Annotated in this window: 1 pseudogene; it reads left to right on the top strand. The window is 66.8% G+C overall.

Going from position 1 to position 256, the window contains the following annotated elements:
- Nucleotides 1-256, top strand: a pseudogene (locus AAEZ08_RS23185) (regulatory protein NosR); the annotation flags it as partial.

Genomic DNA, 256 nt, shown 5'->3' with positions numbered 1-256 from the left:
CTCATCGGTATTCCCGAGCAGAAGGTTCACGACTTCAACGCCAACTACCGCGGCATCCACGTCGACCCGCGCGTGGTAGTCGGTCGTTCCAGCGACAAGAGCGCGGTCACGGTCGACGCCGGTACCGGCGCCACCCTGAACGTTATGGTGGTCAAAGAGATAGTCATGCGTGCGGCCCACACCCTGGCGGTGGATCTGGGGCTGGTCGAGGCGGGGGCCACCGCGCGACCCAAGCCGGCGCTGGTGCGCGAGGACG

It is taken from the genome of Pseudomonas sp. E45-MNA-CIBAN-0222 (assembly GCF_040310405.1).
Taxonomy (GTDB): Bacteria; Pseudomonadota; Gammaproteobacteria; order Pseudomonadales; family Pseudomonadaceae; genus Stutzerimonas; species Stutzerimonas stutzeri_AC.
The sequence above is the reverse complement of the archived record's forward strand: the minus strand, read 5'-3'. Positions and strand labels throughout refer to the sequence as shown.